The sequence below is a fragment of the Cobetia sp. SIMBA_158 genome (assembly GCF_046566945.1).
GTDB lineage: Bacteria > Pseudomonadota > Gammaproteobacteria > Pseudomonadales > Halomonadaceae > Cobetia > Cobetia amphilecti.
In genome coordinates this window covers 1-279 of the sequence record NZ_JAWJYL010000253.1, presented here as the reverse complement: position 1 = coordinate 279, position 279 = coordinate 1, and the positions used below count along the sequence as shown (strand labels likewise).

Here is a 279-nt window from a genome sequence, read left to right as displayed (position 1 = left end):
ACCCGTTTTGTTGCAACTTCGCCACTGCTATTCGATGATATTAACGCATCCGCCGGTCTTACATTTGTCGCAATTGCTGTTGCTACAGCAACGGTTGCTATTACAAGCGTCGTGGCGGTTATTAACGGAATGGTTCGTTATAAAATGTTGCTAGAAGAAAAGTCTGCCGATGAGTCTCGCCTGAATGCCATACTCGAAACAGCCATCGATGCCATAGTAACGATTGATCACAGAGGGCATATTTTAAGTTTTAATGCCTCAGCCACACATATTTTTGGC

At 44.1% G+C, this 279-nt stretch carries 1 protein-coding gene; it reads left to right on the top strand.

What is annotated here, in order from left to right; translation table 11 throughout:
• Positions 1 to 279 (top strand): PAS domain S-box protein (locus R2R70_RS19855; RefSeq protein ID WP_410978877.1); only part of this gene is annotated, 279 nt, incomplete at both ends.